A 21,975-nucleotide genomic window follows, 5' to 3' on the forward strand; every position below is an offset into this window, starting at 1 on the left:
CGGACAAAGGCTGCCCCGTCCCGAGACTGATGCGGTAGGATCGTCCTGGCACGGGCGTTGCGAGTGTATGTCTTTGCCGAGATGGTTCCTCTTTTCGTGACAATCGGGCGCGGAAGCTCAAACTTTGTCGCCGACAAGCTCGAAAATCTCGATCTGCTCGAGGCGACCCTTGGCCTCCGCCAGCCCCAGGGCACGAAAGTGAAACATCTCACGGACGCTGTCTTCAACTGCGCGGCTGGCAAGGATCGATGTTCCGAACTGCTTGTTCATACCCTCGAGGCGCGAGGCGACGTTAACGGTGTCGCCCATTGCCGTGTATTGGCGGCGCGACTGGGCGCCAACGCTGCCGACGACCGCCGCGCCCGTATGCAATCCAAAGCGCGTCACCAGTTCTGCCCGGCCCGCCGCCCGGTTGACCGCGTTCCAATCATCGATCGCAGCCTTGAGAGCGAGGGCACATCGGCATCCGTTTTCCGCGTGTCTTTGATCGGCAAGCGGCGCGTTCCACATGCCGAAGATCGAATCTCCCAGATATTGGATGATGACGCCGTTGTGACGTTCGACGATCTCGTTCATCAACTGAAAATAGACCGACAGCATGTCGACCACCTCTTCGGGCGAATGCTGTTCCGAAATGGTCGTGAAGTCGCGAATATCGGTGAAAAGCAATGTCACGTCCTGGCGCAAGGCCGTTCCGACAGCCAGCTTGCCCGAGTTGACGATCCTGCGCACAAGTTCGCGCGGCACGTAGAGTGCGAAATTGTGAATGGCGTCGCGCGCCGACGCCAGGGCGTTTGCCAGAACGTTGATCTCGGCAATCCACGAATGCGTCGCGAGATTGCCGTCGAGTTCGAGGTTGCCGATCTGCCGCGCCTCGTTCGCAAGCGAGAACAATGCATTGCTGATAAGTCGTGCGACGACGAGCGCAGCGGCGATCCCGACGAGAACGAGTATGCTGGCAATCCACAATGTCTTGTTCAGAAGGCGATCGCTGGGCCCGACGAAATCGTCGAGGGGAGCGGCCAGCACGACGACATTGCCCTTCAACAGTCCCGAGAACTCGACGGGCGAGATTTGTGCAAGATACGGTTCGGCTCCGACCATGAACTGCACTGCGCCGCCGCGCTGGGTGACGCTGCTCGCCAGGAGAGCCTTGATGGGCCCGACCGCCGGATCCTCCGCGCCAGTTATCTGCGTGCGGCCTGTCGGATTGTAGGACAGAGTGTCCAGGATCTCAGTCATGATCGCCGGGTCGGAATGGACAATGAGTTGACTGTCGTCGTCGAAGACGTAACCGCGCGCATGCTGCGATATCGCCTCGCGATTGAGAAGCCGGCTGATCGCTTCCAGAAGCACGTCGGTGCCGACGACCACTCCGTTGCCCTTTGTCATCGGCATGGCGAGTGTCAGGCTGAGCGACCTCGTTGTGGCGCTGACATAAGGTCCGACCGAAACCTGCCCGCCGGCCGTCATCGCGGCGCTGTACCAGGGGCGCGCGCGCGGATCAAACGCAACCTTCCCGTCGGATCGTTCACCCACGGAAACACCGCCCCGATTGAGAAAGCGCCACGTGGACAGGGCGTCGTCGCCGCTCTTTTGAACGGTTCGCAGCGCAAAGATCGTTCCGCTTGGCGTCCTGAGAACGTCATCCCATCTGGAATTGCGCTCGACATTGACCGCTTGGACGAACGCTCCATCGGGGTAGCCCACATAGATCCCGTCGATGTAGGGCGAACTCTGCAGAACCCTGACAAGAAACTCCTGCTTCGCATCGAGGTCGGCTGGCGGCGGCGTTAGCAGTGGCGCAAGAACCGATGCCGTGGCAACAGCGGAGTACCCATCTCCGAAGACGTTGCGATAGCGATCGATCGCACGAAGTCCCAGTTGCCGCATCAGGTCTTCGCCCGCTGTGATCGCCGCCTCTCGCCCTTTCGTGTAGGTGAGCCACATCAGTGGCGCGGAAATGCAAACGAGCAACGTCACGATAACGACACTGAGATGCAGCCTCAGGGGTCTTACCCAAGGCGACAATGGCGCCTTCGTCCTCTGGCGGTCGTCCGCCGCCCCTGAACTCTCGCTGCTTTGCTTCCCGTTCATTGCCATCGATTTCATCCAGCGCAGCTTGTACGAACCCATCCAAAGCCATTCGTGCCACGATATCGCGGCACCTGTTTAAGATTCGGCAATCACGCCAGTTCAATGTAGAATTGCGCCATCGCAGCACCAGAGACAACCGGAAGATAGCGCAGAAATATTGCGCTCGTGGACCGCCGATTGTACTTGTCGCGGGATGTCTGCGTGAGCGCAAGCAGTGACAGCCGTTCCCCGAACGTATCGTACACCCCCCCGCCCGCAAGGTGCAGATCGAAGTGGTAGCCGTCCTGGCGCCGATCCGCTTGCGCTACATTCTTTGTTGATCTTGAGCCGACGACGCGAATGCCGTTTGAGTGACCGCTTTGGGCGCGACAACCGGACTCGGCTCTGTGGCGCGGTTCCGATCTTGTCCGGCGAGGCCGGGTTCTGAACACCTCCGTGTTCCGAGGCATGTGGGTACAGTAATTACTCCCACTGGACGGTAGCAATCTGACTCCCTCGCAATCGCGTGTTAGGATGGGCGGTCACTCGTGCAAATGCGCAAGCGTCAAGAGCGGACATAATCGCTCGCTTCCGTTGCCGAGGGCATAACAGGGAGCGATCAACAATGAAAACGCGCGCTTTTCTAGCAGTGCTCGCCGCCAGTTGCTTTTCATGCTTTCCCGCCGCGGGTCAACAGGTCGTCACTGGAGCATCCGGTTCCCCCAGCGCCACCTCGACGGTCGACGGTCAGTCGCTTCCGGCTGCGCCACCGACATTCGGAGGTACCATCAACTTGGACGCAAAGGACTCCACGCCTTGGTGGCCACCGACTGTGGTGCCGCCCAAGGGCGCTCCGAACGTACTGCTGATCATGACAGACGATGCGGGCTACGGCGTCTCCGGTACCTTTGGCGGCGTCATTCCGACACCGACGCTCGACAGGATCGCGGCCGACGGGCTGCGGTTTACCCAGTTCCACTCCACCGCACTCTGCTCGCCGACACGCGCAGCGCTGATTACCGGTCGCAATCATCATTCGGCGGGATTCGGGGTAATCGCCGAACAGTCCACGGGGTTTCCGGGATACGATTCAATCATCGGGCCGAACAACGGCACCATTGGCACGATCCTCAAGGAACACGGTTACGCCACCTCATGGATAGGCAAAAACCACAACACTCCCACATATGCGATCTCCACCTCTGGACCCTTCGACCAGTGGCCCTCGGGCATGGGCTTCGATTATTTCTACGGATTCATGGGCGGCGAATCCGATCAATGGACGCCGTGGTTGTTCCGCAATCACAGCCAAATCTTTCCGTGGAATGAAAATCCCAACTACAACATGATCACTGGCATGGCCGATGACGCGATCACCTATCTGCGCGAGGTCAATGCTGCGACACCCGAGAAGCCGTTCTTTATGTACTATGTTCCGGGCGCTACCCACGCGCCGCATCAGCCGACGAAGGAATGGATCGACAAGTTCAAGGGCAAGTTCGACATGGGCTGGAACGCCATGCGCGACCAGATCTTCGCCAATCAGAAGCGGCTTGGAGTGATACCCGAGAATACCCAGCTCACCCCGTGGCCGGATGACCTGCCGCAATGGGATACGCTGACGCCGGACGAGAAAAAGATGTTCGCGCGACAGGCCGAGGTCTTCGCCGCCTATGTGGCCTATGCGGACAACGAAATCGGTCGGGTGATCGATGAGGTCCGCAAGCAGGGCAAGCTCGACAACACTCTCATCATCTACATCGAGGGGGACAACGGAACCAGCGCCGAGGGATCGACCATCGGCACAGCCTTTGACCTCGCAGCCATCCAAGGCATCAACATGCCGGTCGCCGACCAATTGAAATACTACGACGCCTGGGGCGATCCGACGACCCAGCCTCATATGTCGGTCGCCTGGTCGTGGGCCTTCGATACGCCGTTCAAGTGGACCAAGCAGATCGCATCCCATTTTGGGGGCACACGACAGGGAATGGCGATGTCCTGGCCCGGTCACATCACCGACAAGGGGGGCATCCGCAGCCAGTTCCACCACGTGATCGATATCGTACCGACAATCCTTGAAGCGACCGGCATCGAAGCACCGCAGACCGTGAACGGAATCGCGCAGAAGCCAATCGAAGGCGTGAGCATGGCTTACACGTGGACAAAGGGCGCAAAGGATATGCCCTCCGCGCGCAAGACTCAGTATTTCGAGATGTTCGGCAATCGTGCAATCTACCATGACGGCTGGATCGCCTCCACCACGCCACCGGCCGGACCATGGCTGATGGGGCTCGGCAAACTGCCAGACGTGATCGACGGCTACAACTGGGAACTCTATAACCTCACGGAGGACTACTCCCAGTTCAACGATCTCGCCGCCAAGGAACCGGACAAGCTGCGCGATATGCAGCAACTCTTCCTTGTCGAGGCAGCAAAGTATCAGGTCTTGCCGCTGGACAACTCCGTCGCCGCGCGTCTGCTTGCGCCGCGGCCGAGTGCGACTGCCGGTCGCAATGAATTCGTGTATTCCGGCGAGCTGTCCGGTTTGGCGGCGGCTTCGGCGGCTAGCCCACTCAGCCGATCCTACACGGTCAGCGCAGACATCGAGGTACCAGAAGGCGGTGGGGAGGGTGTGCTTGCCACTCTGGGCGGCCGCTTTGGTGGCTATGGCCTGTACCTGATTAAGGGAAAGCCTGTCTTTAGTTACAACCTTCTGGCGCTTGAACGCTTCCGTTGGGCGGGCGAGCAGGCACTGACGCCCGGCAAACACACCGTCGCCTTCGAGTTCACCTATGACGGCCCCGGTTTTGGGAAGGGCGGCAGAGGCGTGCTAAGTGTTGACGGCTCCAAGGTCGCGGAGCGGTCGATCTCTCACACGATCCCGTTCCTGGTGACAATCGACGAGTCATTCGATGTCGGCCTTGATACCCGCACATCTGTCGACGACGAGGACTATCAGGTGCCCTTCCGCTTCACCGGGACGCTCGACAAGGTAACGGTCAAGGTCGGACCGCCGCAGTTATAGGCACAGCGGATCGCCGTTGATCACGGGATGAAGACTCCGGCGTTGTCCGTCGGAGTCTTGCATCGTCGTTGGATGGAACCGTGCCGATGATGAAGCTGGCAGGTTGCCGAAGCAACCCGACGCAAGCTGACGAAAGCGCTCGCCAGAACCGGCCTCATAGAAAACCATTTGGCTTGGCTTCAATATCCCTGTTAATTGCTGGAACGGACCTGAAGCAACTCCTGCGATAGCGGTGGGGCCCAGCCTGCTCTGACCCAATCCAGTCCTCGATTTCGCTACTTGGAGCGCACGTGGCGCAGTGGTGTTCTAGGCGTCGTTATGCTTTAAATTTGTGCATCACACATGGGGCCGAACCACTTGCATGGACAAGCAACAGATCCCCTTCAAGACAACCGCCGTTCGCTTCGTACGAGCGCTCACGGCCTTCCTTACCTCCGAGGTCGGCAGGAAGGCCGGAGTGATGTTTGGCGGACTGGTCGCGCTCTTGCTCGCGCTCAGCGGCCTGAACGTCGTAAACAGCTACGTAGGCCGCAACTTCATGACCGCGATCGCTGATCGCGAAACCGCTGAGTTCATCCGGCAGGCAACATTTTACATTGCGGTTTTTGCGGCATTCACCCTCGTTTCGGTCGTCTCGCGATTCATCGAAGAGCGACTTGCGCTGCTCTGGCGAGATTTCCTCACCCGACGGGCCGTCAATTCCTATCTGGCTGATGGAACCTACTATCATCTGGACGTTTCGGGGCAGCTCACTCACCCCGACCAACGGATCGCTGAGGACATGCGCGCCTTCACGGTGACGACGCTATCATTCATCCTAATGGCGCTTAACAGCAGCCTTACGATCATAGCCTTTTCCGGTGTGCTTTGGTCGATAAGTCCCCTGCTGTTTGTCGTCGCCGTGCTGTATGCGGCTGGCGGATCGTACTTGACGATCGTGCTTGGACGACCACTGATCAAGCTGAACTATGACCAGCTCGACAAGGAGGCCAGCTTCCGCTCCGGCCTAATTCAAGTTCGAGAGAACGCCGAATCCATTATGCTGGCGCGTTGCGAAGGACAGCAGACTTTTCGTCTGCTGCAGCGACTCGAGGAGGCCGTCACCAATTTTCGCAAAGTCACGGCGATCAACCGCAATGTGGGATTCTTCACCACCGGTTACAACTGGCTGATCCAGATCATTCCCGCCTTGATCATTGCGCCTGCCTACATCAGAGGGGACATCGAATTCGGGGTGATAACCCAATCCGGCGCGGCTTTCGCAATGCTCGTGGGCGCTTTTTCGCTTATCATAACCCAGTTCCAGTCCATCTCGACGTTCGCTGCGGTCGTCGCACGGCTTAGCTCCCTGATGGAAGCCATGGAACAGGTCCAAGCACCCACGGAATCCGGTATCGAGTTTGTCGAGGAAACAGGGCGTCTGGCCTACGAGCGGCTGACGCTGTTGTCATCAGCGAATGGAGTCCCGCTCGTCAGAGACTTGTCGCTTTCGATCCCCGTCGGAACGCGCGTTTTGATCACCGGGGGCATTCAAAGCGCTCGAGTAGCGCTGTTCAAAGCAACCGCGGGCATTTCCTTCAAGGGATCCGGTCGTATCATCCGCCCAGCCGCCGACGACATACTCTTTCTCCCTCAGCGGCCTTACCTGCCGACAAGCACGCTACGCCAGGCTCTTGTGCGCAGTGCACGCGCGGGCGACGCCCCGGAGGAACGCATCGTCCGGTATTTGCGTGAGCTCGATCTTGAACATGTGCTGGAGCACGCCGGCGGACTAGATGTCGAGAAAGACTGGGAAATGTTGCTTTCACTGCAGGAGCAGCAACTCCTGGCACTCGTCAATATCCTTGTCGCGATGCCGCGGTTCGCCTTCCTGGACCGAATCGACACGACCCTGGGTCTCGAACAGCTTCAGAGGATCCTGCAGATACTTTCCGAAAATTCCATTGCCTGCATCAACAGCGCGGAAACCGACGCCCTGCGCGATTGTCACGACGCGGTCTTAGAATTCGGCGAGGATGGCGGATGGGAGTGGACGGGCAGCCGGGCCTGAGGCGCTGCCAAGGAATGCCGGTGAAATGGTTGTCGAACGCCCGCAAGAGGTGTAATTTGCGGCTCGGTGCCCATAGAGGGAAGGTCGTGCAGCCATGTTAGTCAAAGACGTGATGATCACGAAAGTTGTCGGGGTATCACCCGACAACAGTGTCAGGCGCGCCGCCGAGATCATGCTCACCAATGACATAAGCGGCGTCCCCGTCATCGACGATACGGGTCACCTCGTCGGGATCATCAGTGAGGGTGATCTGCTGCGGAGAACGGAGTTGGGCCGGGGAGCCATTGCCGACATCGGGACGGCAACCCCAACGGCCGAGGAAAGAGCCAGCTCTTATGTTAAGAGCAACGCGTGGAGGGTGGCTGACGTCATGAGCCGCGACCCAGTCGTCGTGAACGAGGACGCATCTCTGGGGCAGGTCTCCAGGCTGATGCAGGAACATCGCATCAAGCGCATTCCTGTGATGAGGGACGGTAAAGTGGTCGGCATCGTCAGTCGCGCGAACCTTTTGGAGGCGATTATTGCGGCCAGCCAGGATGAAACCGCCTCGGGCGACGAGGCCATCCGTCGCAGTGTTGCGGTCCGTCTCAGTGAAAATACGGGTCTTGCAGGAAAGGACATGACTGTAACCGTCTCCGACGGGGTAGCCCACCTCTGGGGAAACGTTGACACCGCTGAGTGCAGGAAGGCGGCCCGCGTGGCCGCCGAAAGTGTCCGCGGCGTCAAAGGTGTCGTTGAGCACTTCTCCGAGGTTTCGACATAAACCACCGGGACGTGCCTTTGATTTGAACTGTGCTTTGGATGCTTTTTGTGCGAGAATTGCACGGTTGGGATAATGGTTGCTTGGCAGAGTTCCACACAGCGGAGCGACCGACAACAAGCTAGGGAACAAACGGTCGTAGGAGCGCTGGCGCGTTACGCTTATGCCGAATGAAGTGCATCCGGCAAACATCCGGTCGACAACGACCGCACTGCAGACTGCGCTCCTTGCCTTTGGCATCCCTTCCGCCAAGCCGCGCGTCGCTCGCTGAAGTCGCGAGCCGTTGGAAATGCGACGATTCTAGATCTTACCGTAGCAGTCTGGGCTCACAGGAGGAGGCACCCATGGTTTCGCTTGACACGGCAGGAGATGCAAAGGTCGCCAAAAGCGGGAGCATGGCATCGGGCGGCGGCCCCCTTTCGGCGGAGGAATTGCAGTCGATGGACGCCTATTGGCGCGCATCGAACTATCTGTCCGTTGGTCAGATCTATCTTCTCGACAACCCACTGCTGAAAAAACCGTTGAAGCGCGAGCACATAAAGCCACGGCTGCTGGGTCATTGGGGCACGACACCAGGCTTGAACATGCTCTATGTGCACCTCAATCGCGTTATCAAACGCGATGATCTCGAAATGATCTATGTCATAGGACCGGGGCATGGTGGACCGGCGCTGGTCGCGCACGCCTATCTCGAAGGCACCTACAGCGAAGTTTACCCCAACGTCGGCCAGGACGCCGACGGCATGAAGAGGCTGTTCAAACAATTCAGCTTTCCCGGCGGCATTCCCAGCCACGTTGCTCCGGAAACCCCCGGCAGCATCCACGAGGGCGGCGAACTGGGCTACGCTCTCAGCCATGCTTACGGGGCGGCGTTCGACAACCCGAATTTGATTGTCGCATGCGTTGTCGGCGATGGAGAAGCTGAAACAGGGCCGCTGGCGACCGCCTGGCACAGCAACAAGTTCCTGAATCCCGCTCGCGACGGCTGCGTGCTGCCAATCCTGCACCTGAACGGCTACAAGATCGCCAATCCGTGCTTCCTTGCCCGCATTCCGCGCGAAGAGCTGCGAAAACTGTTTGAAGGCATGGGCTATACGCCGCATTTCGTCGAGGGGAATGACCCGGCGAGCGTGCATCAGCAACTGGCCGGCGCACTCGATACCGCAGTGGCGGATATCCAGAAAATCTGGGCGGATGCCCGCACCAAAGGCAACGTGAAACGTCCCATGTGGCCGATGATCGTTTTCCGCACGCCGAAAGGTTGGACCTGCCCTCCTGAGATCGACGGCAAGAAATGCGAGGACTACTGGCGGGCGCACCAGGTGCCGATGGGCGACATGGACAAGCCGGATCACATTCATATTCTTCAGGAGTGGATGGAGAGCTACCGCCCCCAGGAACTGTTTGACGACAACGGCCAGTTCACACGAAAGCTCGCCGCACTTGCGCCTGTTGGGCATCGCAGAATGAGCGACAACCCACATGCCAACGGCGGCCTGCTGCTGCGCGACCTGAAGATGCCCGACTTCCGGGAGTACGCGGTATCTGTACCGAGCCCGGGGCAAACCCACACCGAGTCGGCGAGGGTGATGGGCAAGTTTCTCCGTGATGTCATGAAGATGAATATGGAGAGCAAGAACTTCCGCCTGTTCAGCCCGGATGAGAACAACTCCAATCGCTGGCAGGACGTGCTGGAAGTTACCGACCGCTGCTACATGGCAGAGATCTATCCGGAAGACGACCATCTTTCGCCAGACGGACGAGTGATGGAGGTTCTCAGCGAACATCAATGCCAAGGCTGGCTGGAAGGCTACCTGTTGACCGGCCGGCATGGCTTCTTTTCCTGCTATGAAGCCTTCATCCACATCATCGACTCGATGTTCAACCAGCACGCCAAGTGGCTGAAAGTATGTAACCACATTCCCTGGCGGCGTCCGATCGCCTCGCTTAATTATTTCTTGAGTTCCCACGTCTGGCGGCAGGACCACAATGGCTTCAGCCATCAAGATCCGGGCTTCCTCGACCATGTCGCCAACAAGAAGGCAGATGTTGTCCGAATCTATCTGCCGCCGGACGCCAATACGCTTCTGTCAGTAACCGATCACTGCCTGCGCAGCCGCAACTACGTCAACGTCGTCGTCGCCGGCAAGCAGCCTGCACCACAGTGGCTCACGATGGATCAGGCCATAAAGCATTGCAGCGAAGGCATTGGTATCTGGGAGTGGGCCAGCAACGACAAGGGAAGCGAGCCCGACGTGGTGATGGCATGTTGCGGCGATGTTCCCACGCTTGAGACGCTCGCAGCAATCGAGCTGATCCGGGAGCACCTGCCTGAAGTGAAAGTCCGCCTCATCAACGTGGTGAACCTGATGAAGCTTCAGCCGCCGTCCGAGCATCCGCACGGTCTGTCGGATCGCGATTTCGATGCCCTTTTCACCAAGAACAAGCCGATCATCTTCGCTTTCCATGGCTATCCGTGGCTCATCCACCGGCTCACCTACCGCCGTACGAATCACGGCAATCTGCACGTCCGAGGCTATAAGGAAGAGGGAACGACGACGACTCCGTTCGATATGGTGGTCCTGAATGAAATGGACCGTTTCCATTTGGTCGAGGATGCGATCGACCGGCTGCCCCAACTGGGTGCGCGTGCTGGCTATCTCAAACAGGCAATTCACGAAAAGCTGATCGAACACCGGCAATACATCGAGAAGCACGGCGACGACATGCCAGCAATCAGCGGCTGGAAATGGGGCTCGAAAGGCAAACCAGGAGCGCACCAAAAAACCTCGACTGAAGGGGATAATGCTTGAGCGCCGACGCCCAGTCGAACGGAGGTTTCAGTGGTAACGAGTGCGTCCGAGACCGTATGGCAAAATAGCGTCGCGGAGCCGATGAACCCGGGCTCCGCCATCGCGTTGCTTTCCAACGATCGGTACAACGTACTGATCACAGCCGCTGGCGCCGGGTACGCAACTTGGCAAGACCTGGACGTTACGCGGTGGCGCGAGGACAGCACCCGCGATTGCTGGGGCCAGTTTTGTTATGTCAGGGATCTATCGGACAACGACCTCTGGTCCATCGGAAGGCAGCCGTTATTTCGACCCTCAAACGTTTACGAACACGCCTTTTCTGGAGACCGGGCCGAATTTCGCTGTGAGGCCGGTGACATCGAAGTCCTCTGGAAAATCTGTGTCGCAACGGATGTGGACGCAGAAGTGCGCATGGTCACCGTCACGAACCATGGCGGGCGCGAGCGTATACTCGAATTGACAAGCTATGCCGAGGTCTGCCTGAACAATCGTCGTGCGGACATGGCGCATCCGGCTTTTGCCAAGCTATTTGTCGAAACGCAGTTCGATGAGGCGTCAGGCGCCTTGTTAGCGCGCCGCCGGCCCCGTGCTGCCGGGGAAAAAGCCACTTGGGCAATCCACGTTTCCTCATCGAACCTGTCGCCCTCCCAAGAAGTCCAGTATGAAACGGATCGGCTGAGATTTCTTGGCCGAGGCCGAACGGCAGCCAGCCCTGCGATATTCGACGAAGGAGCACCGCTTTCCGGGACGACCGGCCCCGTTCTGGACCCGGTTTTCTGCTTGCGAAGAGTTGTTCGTCTGTCCCCCGGCGGTGAAGCACGCGTCGCCTTCGTCACAGGAGCCGCGGATGACCGGTCAACTGTGCAAGGCATCGCGGAGAGATACGCGAATATCGAGACTGCCGAGCGGGCGTTCTCCGAGGCATCCGAGAGATACGAAACCGAGCTTCAGACGCTGAACCTGAAGCCTCACGATGTATCTTTGTTTAATCGGCTGGCCGGGAGCGTCTTGTTTGCCAACCCGGCGATGCGGCAGGTGACCGCTCTCGGGGAAGATCGGTTGGATCGGGCTGCACTCTGGGCTCATGGTATCTCGGGCGACCTCCCGATCGCTCTGGTCCGCGCGAATGGCGATCGGGATCACGCCCTCGTTCGCCAGGTGACGATGGGGCACGACTTCGCTCGGCGGAGGGGCTCGAGATTTGACCTGGTTCTGCTTGAGGAGGGCGATGCAGCGCACGCCAAGAGGCTGGCCGAAAAACTGCAATCGGGTCCGCAAGCCGAGATGATCGGCCAGTCCGGAGGAGTTTTCGTCCTCTCCGAGTCCGATACGGGAAGCGATCATCTGGCGACCTTCGTTGCAGCCGCGCGCGTCGTCCTGCTGGGAAGCGGCGGTACACTCAGCGATCAACTCAAACGATTCTCCCCGGCTCTGCCAGCTCTTTCGCCCACCTTGGTCACTCGGCGGAATGAGGAACCGGCACCCCCGCCTCCCAAGTCGGTCGAGAAATTGCAATACTGGAACGAGTTTGGCGGCTTCACATCCGATGGACATGAATATGTCGTGCTCGTCGACGCTGTCAAACCACGAGCCCCTGCCCTGCCGCCTGCGCCTTGGACGAATGTGATCGCGAATCCCGATTTTGGCTGCCTGACGACGGAAGCGGGCCTAGGTTACACCTGGTCGGAGAACAGCCAGATGAACCGCTTGACGCCATGGTCCAACGACCCAATTGCGGACATGCCGGGCGAGGTCCTCTATCTACGAGATGAAGAAACCGGAGAGATCTGGACGCCGACGCCCTTACCTCTCGGTCCCGGTGCGATCGTGACTGTTCGCCACGGTCAAGGTTACAGCCGATATATAAGTCACAGCCGTCACCTCAATCAGGAGCTCACGGTCTTCGTTCCTCTTACCGATCCGGTCAAGATCATTCGTTTCACGCTTACCAACGATGATGTTCGGGCTCGCCACCTCACCGCGACATATTTCGCCGAGTGGGTCCTTGGGACCCACCGCGAAGACGCAGCGACGCGAATTGTCTGCGCGCGGGATACGCGGTCGGGCGCCATCGTCGCGACAAACCCCTGGGGCGGAACCTTTGCCGGGAGGGTCGCTTTCGCAGCCGCCAGCCGGCCGGTACGCTCGGCAACATCCGACCGCACTGAGTTTCTCGGCAACTATGGCTCCGTATCCCAGCCGGCGGCCTTGCTGCGAACCAATCTCGCAGAACGGTTCGGTGCATTGCTTGATCCCTGCGCCGCGCTGATGGTGGATATTCTGCTGTCACCCGGCGAAACCAGGGAGGTCGTCTTTGTCCTGGGAGAAGCCGCTGACCTCGATGAGGTCCGAAAGCTCGTCCACGAACATGCCGACCCCGAACGCACAGTCGCAAGCCTTTCGGCTGTCTCCCGCCAGTGGGATGACATTCTGAACTCGGTACAGGTATCGACACCGGATGCTGGCTTGAACTTGATGATGAATCGCTGGTTGCTGTACCAGGTTCTGGCGTGTCGTGTTTGGGCGCGCACGTCCAACTATCAGTCCGGAGGTGCCTACGGTTTCAGGGATCAGCTCCAGGACGTGATGGCTCTGGTCTACAGCACTCCGAGCGAGACCCGCTCCCAGATCCTGCGATCGGCAGCTCGGCAGTTTGAGGAGGGGGACGTCCAGCACTGGTGGCATCCTCCATCCGGCATCGGCGTGCGTACCCGAATTACCGATGACCTCTATTTCCTGCCGCTGGTCGTTCATCACTACGTGTCCACGACGGGGGACGTTCAACTGCTTGATGACATGGTTCCCTTCATCACGTCACCGGTGCTGAAAGAAGACCAGGAGGAAGACTTCAACCAACCGGCGACCAGCCAACAGTCCGGTTCCGTGTATGATCATTGCATCCGTGCGCTGGAGCATGGCTATCGATTGGGCAGCCACGGCCTTCCCCTCATGGGAACCGGTGACTGGAACGACGGCATGAACAAGGTCGGCGCCGAAGGCAAGGGAGAGAGCGTTTGGAACGGCTGGTTCTTCCTCACGGTCCTGAAATCATTTGCCGAGATTTCAGCGTCGCGTGGAGATCAAAGCAGAGCCGCCTGGTGCCGCGAGCGAGTCGAGGCGTTGCGCACGGCCCTTGAGGCCAACGCCTGGGACGGCGGCTGGTATCGCCGGGCCTATTTCGACGATGGTACACCGCTCGGGTCATCCCTGAACGACGAGTGCCAGATCGACGCCATCCCCCAAGCCTGGGCTGTCATTTCCGGCGAGGCCGATGCGAAACGCGCTGCGCAGGCAATGCGTGCGGTCCACGAGCGGCTCGTCCTCCCACAGGACAAGATGATCAAACTCTTCGACCCACCTTTTGACAAAGGCGTGCTGCAGCCCGGCTACATCAAAGGCTACGTCCCCGGCATCCGCGAAAATGGCGGGCAGTATACTCACGCTGCAACCTGGGTCGTGTGGGCGACAGCTCTGCAGGGCGACGGCGATCTCGCCTTGAAGCTTTGGAACCTGATCAATCCGATTTGCCATGGGGCAACAAGAGATCAAGTCGAACGCTACAAGGTGGAACCTTACGTAGTCAGCGCGGACGTCTATGGCGCGGCTCCACACACGGGTCGCGGTGGATGGGCATGGTACACTGGATCGGCCAGTTGGTTTTATCGCGTAGCACTCGAGGCGATCCTTGGCTTTCACCGGCAAGGGCAATTCCTGCGGTTCGAGCCGTGCGTTCCCCCGAGCTGGCCCGCCTATGAGATCGCCTACCGATATGGATCGGCGACCTACCGTATCCGTTTCGACAATTCAAAGGCCATCGGCCGAGGCGTGCACTCCGTCACGCTGGACGGTAAACCTGTCGCGGACAAAAGGGTCCCGCTTGTCGAAGACGGGCGCTTGCATGATGTACACGTGGGAATTGGTTAGCGGATATGACCGAAACCCTCTCAACTCACGCGTATGTCGACCGCCAGCCCACCGATCAGGACCTCGGTCGACTGCAATTCACCACCTTGTTGTACTATCTCCACTGCACAAATCCGGACAACGGGCTGGTTCGCGACAAGACAGAACCAAATACACCGGCAAGCATCGCAGCGATCGGAATGGCGCTCGCGACGATCCCAGTTGTTGTAGAACGCGGCGTTCTTATCCGCGAATTTGCGGCAAAGATCACCCGCAGCCGATTGAGATACCTCCTGGCCTGCCCGCAGGGGCCTGAGCCTGATTCATCGGGCTACAAAGGCTTTTTCTACCATTTTCTAGACATTGAAACCGGGCGCCGCGCGTGGCAGTGCGAGTTGTCGACGATCGACTCGGCGTTCCTGTTCGTTGGTGCCTTGACCGTCGCCACTTACTTTGATGGCGACAACGCCGATGAGGCGGAAATCCGCCAGCTTGCGATGGCGCTGTACGAACGGGCGGATTGGAATTGGGCCCGCAATGGCGGTGCCACTCTAACCCATGGCTGGCGTCCGGAGAGTGGCTTCATCCCCTATCGCTGGCGTGGCTACGATGAAGGCCTGCTGCTCTACATCATCGGCCTCGGCTCCCCAACTCATCCATTGCCCCCCGAATCCTATGCCGCCTACACTGAGAGCTATGAGTGGAGAAATATCTACGGCCGCGAATTGTTGTATTCGGGACCGCTCTTTACCCATCAACTCTCACACATGTGGATAGATTTTCGAGGCATTCGCGACGCGTTCATGCGTGACCATGACAGCGACTATTTCGAAAACAGCCGGCATGCGACATATATCCAGCAAGAATACGCAATCCGGAACCCGATGAACTTTGCCGGCTATGGTGAGCATTGCTGGGGGTTCACTGCGTGCGACGGACCCGGTTGGGGCAAGCGGAAGATAGAGGGAGTCGATCGGGAGTTCTTCGACTACAATGCCCGGGGTGCGCCTTTCGGACCTGACGATGGAACTGTAGCGCCATGGGTCGTCATCGCCTCGCTGCCGTTCGCGCCGGAAATCGTCGTACCGACTGTTCGCCACTTTGCGCGCATGAACCTCGGCATGACACGGCTTTACGGTTTCAAACCGTCGTTCAACCAGACATATCCCGTGGAAAACAGTTCTACGGGCTGGTGGGTCAGCCCGTTTCACTTCGGTATCGACCAAGGGCCGGTTGTGCTGATGATCGAAAACTATCGGACAGGCTTGCTCTGGAACATAATGCGTCAATCCAAACCCATTGTTACCGGGTTGCGACGCGCGGGATTTTCCGGGGGCTGGCTCTAGATGAGTGTACTGGTCGCTATCTTTTGCGCCGACAAATGCCGGCTAAGGAACCGATATTTTCTCCGAATGCTCAGTCGACGATATGATATCCGCCGTCCACATAGAGCACCTGCCCGGTAATCAGGCGCGCGGCATCGTGGGCGAGAAAGGCAGTAGCGACACCGACGTCGTCGATATCGACGAGCTCTCGGGCGGGTGATTTGGATTTTGTCTTTTCCAGAAGTGAATCGAATTCCGGAATCCCCGAGGCCGCACGAGTGGCCAGCGCGCCGGGGGAGATGGCATGCACCCTTATCCCCTTTGGCCCGAGTTCGGCGGCCAAATAGCGCACGGCACATTCCAGCGCCGCCTTCGCCACACCCATGACGTTGTAGTTCTCGACGACCATCTGTGATCCGTAATAAGTCATTGTAAACAGCGTGCCTCCGTTCTTCATCAATGGCTCGGCCAGATGTGCCATGCGGATGAACGACCAGCAGGAGACATCCATCGTTGTCAGAAAGCCCTCGCGAGGCACATCGACGACGCGACCGCCGAGCGTATCCCTGGGCGAGAAGGCGATGGAGTGGACAACGAAATCGAGCTCACCCCATGTGCTGGCGATACGGTCGAATACCGCTTCGAGCTGCCCGGGAACAGAGACGTCCAGCGGCATGAAGATCGAGGCTTCCACCTCGCGGGCGAGCGGTTCCACGAAGGGCTTGGCCTTGTCGTTGAGATAGGTGACTGCAACCTCGGCGCCGAAGCTGTGGAAAGCCCGTGCGCACCCCCAGGCGATCGAACGATCATTGGCGATGCCAACGATCAGCCCTCTTCGACCGCGGAGAAGCTGCGCGTTGATGACCGGAATGGACATGGGTAGCTTCTCCTTGAGTTTGGCTTCAGGGCGTCCTGATAAGAGCAAGTGTATGCCGTGCGATCATCAACTCTTCGTCTGTCGGCAGGACGTAAAGGCGAACACGGCTCGCTGGAGTGGATATGACTGTGTCGCCGGCTTCGTTTGCCGCAGGATCGAGTTCGGCGCCGAGCCAGGAGAGCCGCTCGCTGATGCGGGCGCGGATCGGGGCTGAGTGCTCCCCCACGCCGGCGGTAAACACGAAGGCTTCCAGACCTCCGAGCGCCGCCGCAAGCATGCCGGCGCTGAGCGCACAACGATGAATGAAGTGGTCGATGGCGAAAGCCGCATGCGGGTCATCGCTGGCGAGGAGGTCGCGCATGTCACCGGAGATGCCAGAAAGTCCCTTCAGACCGGACGCTCTGTAGAGAAGGTCGGTGACCTCCCCGACTGTCATGCCCTGCTGATCGATCAGGTACAGCACGACACCAGGATCCATCTGTCCCGGTCGGGTGCTCATCGGCAAGCCATCGAGCGCGGTGAACCCCATCGTCGTCTCAACGCTCCGCGCCTCTTTCATCGCGCACATGGAAGCGCCACTGCCGAGGTGGGCAACGATGATGCGCCCGCCCGCGATGTCAGGCGCGACGTGCCTCAATCGCTCGGCAATATATTCGTAGGACAGGCCATGGAAACCGTATCGCCGCACGCCATGCTCGTAGTAGGCCGCCGGCAAGGCGTAGCAATCCGTATGCGGTGCGTGGCCGCGATGAAAAGCCGTGTCAAAGCAGGCGACCTGTGGCACGTCGGGATCGATTTCCATGGCGAGCCGGATGGGAGCCAAGTTGTTTGGCTGGTGCAGTGGCGCAAGCTCCTGAAAGGTGGCGAGCGTGTCCAGGATGTCATGATCGATCAGAATCGGCTTGGCGTAATCCGGACCGCCGTGGACGACGCGATGGCCAATCGCCCGGAGGGTAAAACCCTCAAGCGTCTTCAGCCAGGCGCGTGTTTCAGTGATCGCCGCCGGCAGGTGGTCGACCACTTCGGGCGCGTAAGAACGGTCAACCAGAACCTCACCGTCAGCCCCTCTCGCAACGAGACGGGGCTGCGTGCCGATACCGTCGATCTGGCCACGAACGCACCGCCTGAGGCCGGCATCCGCCACCTCGAAGATCTGGAATTTGAGGCTCGACGAGCCTGCGTTGATGACAAGGATCGCGTCCATGGTTCAGCCCACCACTTGCGCGCCGCGTCGCCGCGCCGCCGCGTAGAGGGTTGCAACGGCGCACGACGCGAGACGGCTGCGCACCGAGTCTGCCCGCGACGTCAGCACGATTGGCACGCGCGCGCCGAGCACGATGCCTGCGGCATCGGCATGCGATAGGAAGGTCAGGTTCTTGGCCAGCATGTTTCCTGACTCGAGATCGGGCACCACTATGATCTGTGCCCGACCCGCGACGGGCGAGGTGAGCCCTTTGATGCTCGCGGCTTCCGGACTTATTGCATTGTCGAAAGCAAGCGGGCCGTCGAGCAAACCACCGGTGATCTGGCCGCGCTCCGCCATCTTGCACAGCGCCGCAGCGTCGATGGTCGAAGGTATCTTTATCGTCACCGTCTCTACCGCGGAGACGATTGCCACGCGAGGTTGACCGAGCCCGATCGTGATCCAGAGATCGATCGCATTCTGCACGATGTCGCGTTTGACATCGAGGTTCGGGAAGATATTGATGGCAGCATCTGTGATGAAGAGCGTGTCGGGGTAGCCGGGCACATCCATCACGAAGACATGGCTGATCCGGCGGTCGGTGCGCAAACCGGTGGCGGACGCAGTGACCTCGCGCATCAACTCGTCCGTATGCAGGCTGCCCTTCATCAGGAGTTCGCCCTTGCCCTCCCGTATCAGGGCGACCGCTTGCGCGGCCGCAGCGTGACTATGCGGAGCGTCGACGATCTCGTGGTCTTTCAGATCGAGCCCCTTCTCCGCGGCCACTTCCCGGATTCTGGCCGATGGCCCGACCAGAACCGGAACGATCAATCCGTTTTCGGCAGCGTCAAGCGCGCCCCGCAGCGAGGTCTCGTCGCAGGGATGCGCCACGATTGTCACCGCCGGTGCCACGTCCCGTGCAGCGGCGATCAGGCGGTCGTACTTGGAGGGATTGGGCGTTGTCGTCAGGTCACTCAATGGGGAACCCCTTCTCTTCGATCGGGACGCGTTGGCGGGCGGGCGGGCTTGCCGTTAGGTCTGACAACGGGGTCGCTGTCAGGATCAGACTTGCCGAGGTTGAAGAGGCCGGCCACGCGGTCGAGCCGCTCGGCCGCCGCACCCTCCAGTACTCCAGACGACTCCAGCAGATCGCGCAGGACATCGAAGGCCTTCCGGCGCTCGTCCATATCTGTCGGCAGGAGCGCTGGGATCGCCGCAAGGGCGGCAGCCTCGTCGATCAGCAGCATGAAATATTGCTCGCGTATCAGCGCCTTGAACTCCGCGAGAGTCAACTGACTGGCCGCGGGCTGGTTGCGCCTTATTCTGCGGATGACCTCGAAGCCGCGTTCGTCAGCGCTACCCCGCGCCATGCCGACATACAGCAGCGATCGCGCAAGGCCCTCCAGCAGACCACCTAGCGTTATCTTCTCTTTCAAGGCTGCAACCCGCGTCTTCAGGAGCGCGCCGCTCAAAAGACTTTTGGGCGCCTTGCGCGGCGGGCGGCTGGAACTCGGATCGATGCCAAGGGCTGCCTGCAGGGGAGCAGCGCCGTAAACCGCGCGGAACGTCTCTTCCGCCAGCCGCTCCGACATGGCCCGCCAGCCTTCGAACCCGTCCACGATTTGCTCCGACAGCTTTTCCTGGAGGGAGAGAAAGAGATTGTCGGTCGCCACTGGACGACGATTCTCACGGACGTATTCTGCAGCACTTTCGACCCATGCCAGCATCGGATTGCGCGGACCGAACATTTCGTAGCTAAGGCGCAAGGGGTGGAGATGCCGCGCCATCTCGGCAACCTGCGGCGTAACGGCCGCCCGAACCGCGGGCTGGGCGAGGGCGCGGTAGTTCGCAAGATTGATTTCCGAGAGACGAGCCGCAGCGGCGAAGCGGTGCTCGTCCTCGATATCGTTGCCGCCAAGGGCGCGGATATCATCCAGTGTGCGCGCTTCGCAGCGCATGATCCATTGGCCAGTGACCAGCTCCGGATGATCGACGGCATCTCCGACGGGTTCGAGAACCGCCTCGTAGAGGCCGGGAGGCAGGACATCGATCAGATCGATATTGGACGCGAATTCGTCGTGTTCCTTGCGCGCGATGCCGGCGGAGACAAAGATCCCGAGATGACCGATCTTCTCGTGCACGGTATAGACGATGGTCTGCCCAAGGGAGCGTATCTCGTCAACGCTGTCGTAGAGATCGAGGATCCAGTCCAATGCCTGTTGTGGCGGCGTGATGTTGTCACCCTTCGAGCAGAAGACCAGGATCGGCGAGCGGATGTTGCGCAGGTCGACCGCTGTGCCGTCGGAGGTACGTATCTCGCCTGCGGCAAGCTTGTTGCCGACGAACAGTTCGTCGACGATGAACTGCATTTCTTCTGCGTTCAGCGTGACATGTCCGCCCCACCAGCGCTCGAAACCGAGATAGCGCTCGGCTTCGGTGTCGATCTTGGAGTAGAGGTTGTACTGCTTGCTCCACAGCGTGTTGGCAGGGTTCTGGTTCTCGAAGTTCTGCACCAGCCAGGCCCCGTCGAACTTGCCGGCACCGAGATCGCCGGTCAGGGCCGTCAGCCAGCTTCCACCGAGAAGACCGCCGGAATAGCGCATCGGATACTGGCCTTCCACGCCTGCCCAGTAAGAAAGCGGCGTACCCGCAATGATAATCGGTCCGAACAGCTCCGGTCGCAGCGCCGCAAGCATCATGACCGCCCAGCCCGCCTGGCAATTACCGATGACGCACGGCTTTCCGTCGGCTTGCGGATGGCGCGCGATGACAATCTCCAAGAACGTTGCTTCCGCGTGAGCAATATCTTCGATAGTCTGGCCCGGCACGGGCTCCGGCAGGAAACCGATGAAATAGCATACGTGCCCCGCCTTCATCGCCACGCCGATCTCGCTGTCGGCCTTGAACCCGCCTATTCCGGGTCCGTGCCCGGCGCGCGGGTCGACGACGACAAACGGACGTTTGGTCTCATCGATGACGACACCCGCCGGCGGGATGATGTGCGCCAGCAGGTAATTGACGGGCTTCTCAAGGCTGCGGCCATCGCAGACAAGCTCTGCGGCGTAATCCAATACATGCGGAGCGCTACGTGCGGACTGTTCCTCGTACTGTGCGCCACGCGCCCTCATGACATCCAGGTACAGCACCGAGCGCTGCCACGCATCGGTCCAGTAGGCTGTGAGCGGGTTGGTAAACATCAGCGTGTTCGAAATGCTGGCCAGATCAGACATCATGTCTACTCCTCTGCGGATAAGGGAGGCATCCATAGGCAATGCCAAACGCGATCGTCTGGGTTGTCATTCGATCCGCGGCGAGAGTGCGGCGACGTTCAGATGCGTAGAAAAGCTCATTTCACGACTTCACACAACAGCTGCCCCAGGATAGTGCCCAAAAGTATCGTTTGCGTGACACTTCCGTCGAAGCATTTCCTGCCGGCCGCGTCCTCGGTCAAGCGCACGGGCTCACCCAAGACGTTGTGGTCGGTGGGTCCATGTACCAACGGGCCATCGACGGTCTGGGACGGTTGCGGGCTCTGGCGCTTACGAACACGACGACGTGCAGCGTCATTTCAGCGTCCTCAGGGAACTGTACCAAAAAGTGGTGATTGTGCCGTCGGCGGACGCCAAATCGGCAAACCCGCCGACCCGACTATACATGGCCGCCTGGCTGCGGTCTCCTCGCTCAAAACTGGATAAAACAGATAAAACATAACACTTGGGGCAAGGTCAGTGTGCTCGTCCGCAAACGCAAGTAAGCCCTCCACGATGGGAGGGCTTACTTGCTGATATCGTTCGTAAATTTTGGTTGCGGGGGCAGGATTTGAACCTGCGGCCTTCAGGTTATGAGCCTGACGAGCTACCGGGCTGCTCCACCCCGCGCCAACTGAGTGCCTTTTTGGTCACTCGATGTGTTTGTTCTGTTCTGTATATAGGTCAGAACGCAGAAAGGACCGCATTGGGC

The 21,975-nt window shown here is 59.6% G+C and carries 11 protein-coding genes and 1 tRNA gene; 6 read left to right on the forward strand and 6 right to left on the reverse strand.

What is annotated here, in order from left to right:
• Positions 1-117: 117 nt before the first annotated feature.
• Positions 118-2,097: an adenylate/guanylate cyclase domain-containing protein gene (locus tag AC1D2R_RS15305; protein ID WP_477968114.1), complete on the reverse strand. Its 1,980-nt coding sequence runs from the start codon at positions 2,095-2,097 to the stop codon at positions 118-120.
• A gap of 604 nt (positions 2,098-2,701) precedes the next feature.
• Between AC1D2R_RS15305 and AC1D2R_RS15310 the strand changes: the two genes are divergently transcribed.
• From AC1D2R_RS15310 to AC1D2R_RS15335, 6 genes are all read left to right on the forward strand, one after another.
• On the forward strand, positions 2,702-5,104 hold the full coding sequence (locus tag AC1D2R_RS15310; RefSeq protein WP_477968115.1) for an arylsulfatase: 2,403 nt from the start codon (positions 2,702-2,704) through the stop codon (positions 5,102-5,104).
• A gap of 361 nt (positions 5,105-5,465) precedes the next feature.
• The gene (locus AC1D2R_RS15315; protein ID WP_477968116.1) at positions 5,466-7,154 is read left to right on the forward strand and encodes an ABC transporter ATP-binding protein/permease; all 1,689 of its coding nucleotides are present in this window, start codon (positions 5,466-5,468) and stop codon (positions 7,152-7,154) included.
• A 94-nt stretch (positions 7,155-7,248) separates the two neighbouring features.
• The gene (locus AC1D2R_RS15320) at positions 7,249-7,917 is read left to right on the forward strand and encodes a CBS domain-containing protein (protein ID WP_477968117.1); all 669 of its coding nucleotides are present in this window, start codon (positions 7,249-7,251) and stop codon (positions 7,915-7,917) included.
• A 341-nt stretch (positions 7,918-8,258) separates the two neighbouring features.
• Positions 8,259-10,727 (forward strand): phosphoketolase family protein, encoded by a 2,469-nt coding sequence (locus tag AC1D2R_RS15325; protein ID WP_477968118.1) that lies wholly within the window; start codon positions 8,259-8,261, stop codon positions 10,725-10,727.
• A gap of 81 nt (positions 10,728-10,808) precedes the next feature.
• On the forward strand, positions 10,809-14,651 hold the full coding sequence (locus AC1D2R_RS15330) for a GH36-type glycosyl hydrolase domain-containing protein (protein ID WP_477968135.1): 3,843 nt from the start codon (positions 10,809-10,811) through the stop codon (positions 14,649-14,651).
• Positions 14,652-14,656: 5 nt separating this feature from the next.
• Positions 14,657-15,976, forward strand: a complete 1,320-nt coding sequence (locus AC1D2R_RS15335; protein ID WP_477968119.1) for a glucoamylase family protein — start codon at positions 14,657-14,659, stop codon at positions 15,974-15,976.
• Positions 15,977-16,046: 70 nt separating this feature from the next.
• Here the strand turns inward: AC1D2R_RS15335 and fabI are convergent, their stop codons facing one another.
• The 5 genes from fabI to AC1D2R_RS15360 form a co-directional block, all read right to left on the reverse strand.
• Positions 16,047-16,832, reverse strand: coding sequence for an enoyl-ACP reductase FabI (fabI, locus tag AC1D2R_RS15340; RefSeq protein WP_477968120.1), 786 nt, complete (start codon positions 16,830-16,832; stop codon positions 16,047-16,049).
• Between the two features lie 25 nt (positions 16,833-16,857).
• Entirely contained in the window at positions 16,858-18,036 is a 1,179-nt protein-coding gene (locus tag AC1D2R_RS15345) for an acetate/propionate family kinase (RefSeq protein WP_477968121.1), read from the reverse strand.
• Positions 18,037-18,039: 3 nt separating this feature from the next.
• A complete protein-coding gene (locus AC1D2R_RS15350) occupies positions 18,040-18,993 on the reverse strand; it encodes a phosphate acetyltransferase (protein WP_477968122.1) in 954 nt (317 codons plus the stop codon).
• Positions 18,990-21,248 (reverse strand): DUF3141 domain-containing protein, encoded by a 2,259-nt coding sequence (locus tag AC1D2R_RS15355; RefSeq protein WP_477968123.1) that lies wholly within the window; start codon positions 21,246-21,248, stop codon positions 18,990-18,992. The genes AC1D2R_RS15350 and AC1D2R_RS15355 overlap by 4 nt, the downstream gene beginning before the upstream one ends.
• 568 nt (positions 21,249-21,816) lie before the next feature.
• A tRNA-Met gene (locus tag AC1D2R_RS15360) sits at positions 21,817-21,893 on the reverse strand.
• Between the last annotated feature and the right edge of the window lie 82 nt (positions 21,894-21,975).

The organism is Rhizobium sp. P1_C7 (genome assembly GCF_056406295.1).